We start from the raw sequence: 2500 nt of genomic DNA, 5'->3' as shown, positions 1-2500 counted from the left end.
TGAAATTGGGGGGACCACCCTCCAAGCCTAAGTACTCGTGCATGACCGATAGCGAACTAGTACCGTGAGGGAAAGGTGAAAAGCACCCCGACAAGGGGAGTGAAAGAGTACCTGAAACCGATTGCCTACAAACAGTGGAAGCCCAAGGTTCGTCCTGGGTGACCACGTACCTTTTGTATAATGGGTCAGCGACTTAGTGTGACGAGCAAGCTTAAACCGCTAGGTGTAGGCGCAGCGAAAGCGAGTCTGAATAGGGCGTTCAGTTCGTCGCATTAGACCCGAAACCGAGTGATCTAGCCATGAGCAGGTTGAAGGTAAGGTAACACTTACTGGAGGACCGAACCCATAACTGTTGCAATAGTTCGGGATGACTTGTGGCTAGGGGTGAAAGGCCAATCAAACTCGGAAATAGCTGGTTCTCCGCGAAATCTATTTAGGTAGAGCGTCGACCGAATACCCCAGGGGGTAGAGCACTGGATGGGCTAGGGGTCCTCACCGGATTACCAAACCTAACCAAACTCCGAATACCTGGGAGTACTAGTCGGCAGACACACGGCGGGTGCTAACGTCCGTCGTGAAAAGGGAAACAACCCTGACCTACAGCTAAGGTCCCCAAGTTATGGCTAAGTGGGAAAGGATGTGAGGATCCCAAAACAACCAGGATGTTGGCTTAGAAGCAGCCATCATTTAAAGAAAGCGTAACAGCTCACTGGTCTAAATAAGGGTCTTTGCGCCGAAAATGTAACGGGGCTAAAGCCATACACCGAAGCTTAGGGTTTGGTCCGCAAGGGCCAAGCGGTAGCGGAGCGTTCTGTAAGCTGATGAAGCCATACCCGTGAGGGGTGGTGGAGGTATCAGAAGTGCGAATGCTGACATGAGTAACGTAAGGGGAGTGAGAGACTCCCCCGCCGAAAGACCAAGGGTTCCTGCTTAAAGCTAATCTGAGCAGGGTTAGCCGGCCCCTAAGACGAGGCGGAAACGCGTAGTCGATGGGAACCACGTTAATATTCGTGGGCTTGGAGGTAGTGACGGATCATTGAGGTAGTCCAATCTTATCGGATTGAACGGGCTGCTGCGTGGTTCCAGGAAATAGCTCCTCCTTATAAACCGTACCCGAAACCGACACTGGTGGTCTGGTAGAGTATACCAAGGCGCTTGAGAGAACTATGCTGAAGGAACTCGGCAAATTGCACGCGTAACTTCGGAAGAAGCGTGACCCTTTTCTACGCAAGTAGAGGAGGGTGGCACAGACCAGGGGGTAGCGACTGTTTATCAAAAACACAGGGCTCTGCGAAGTCGCAAGACGACGTATAGGGTCTGACGCCTGCCCGGTGCTGGAAGGTTAAGAGGAGGGGTGCAAGCTCTGAATCGAAGCCCCAGTAAACGGCGGCCGTAACTATAACGGTCCTAAGGTAGCGAAATTCCTTGTCGGGTAAGTTCCGACCTGCACGAATGGCGTAACGACTTCCCCGCTGTCTCCAGCATAGACTCAGTGAAATTGAATTCCCCGTGAAGATGCGGGGTTCCTGCGGTTAGACGGAAAGACCCCGTGCACCTTTACTATAGCTTTACATTGGCATTCGTAGTGGCATGTGTAGGATAGGTGGTAGGCTTTGAAACCTGGGCGCCAGCTCAGGTGGAGCCACCCTTGAAATACCACCCTTATTACTATGGATGTCTAACCGCGGCCCGTTATCCGGGTCCGGGACAATGTATGGTGGGTAGTTTGACTGGGGCGGTCGCCTCCTAAAGAGTAACGGAGGCGCGCGATGGTGGGCTCAGAACGGTCGGAAATCGTTCGCTGAGTGCAATGGCATAAGCCTGCCTGACTGCGAGACTGACAAGTCGAGCAGAGACGAAAGTCGGTCATAGTGATCCGGTGGTCCCGCGTGGAAGGGCCATCGCTCAACGGATAAAAGGTACGCCGGGGATAACAGGCTGATGACCCCCAAGAGTCCATATCGACGGGGTTGTTTGGCACCTCGATGTCGACTCATCGCATCCTGGGGCTGGAGCAGGTCCCAAGGGTATGGCTGTTCGCCATTTAAAGCGGTACGTGAGTTGGGTTCAGAACGTCGTGAGACAGTTCGGTCCCTATCTGCCGTGGGTGTAGGAATATTGAAAGGATCTGTCCCTAGTACGAGAGGACCGGGATGGACGGATCTCTGGTGGACCTGTTGTGGCGCCAGCCGCATAGCAGGGTAGCTATATCCGGACGGGATAACCGCTGAAGGCATCTAAGCGGGAAACCCACCTTAAAACGAGTATTCCCTGAGAACCGTGGAAGACGACCACGTTGATAGGCCGGGTGTGGAAGAGCGGCAACGCTTGAAGCTTACCGGTACTAATAGTTCGATCGGCTTGATCGTTCTCATTCCTTATGCTCATCGCTCCAGAAATGGAGGATGACAGGCACGACAAAGACCAGCGAAAAGCTCCGACAGAGCCCCAGGCCTTACGCCTGATGCTATGTTGCGGCCAATCGCTAGAAACAGCTTCT

Annotated in this window: 1 rRNA gene (running past one end of the window); it reads left to right on the top strand. The window is 53.4% G+C overall.

What is annotated here, in order from left to right:
* Positions 1-2369: ribosomal RNA gene (locus EJ076_RS32600) — 23S ribosomal RNA — on the top strand; it begins 453 nt to the left of the window's first position.
* The last annotated feature ends 131 nt before the right edge of the window (positions 2370-2500 follow it).

The sequence above is a fragment of the Mesorhizobium sp. M7D.F.Ca.US.005.01.1.1 genome (assembly GCF_003952545.1).
GTDB classification, from domain to species: Bacteria; Pseudomonadota; Alphaproteobacteria; order Rhizobiales; family Rhizobiaceae; genus Mesorhizobium; species Mesorhizobium loti.
This window is presented reverse-complemented; position numbering and strand designations above follow the sequence as displayed.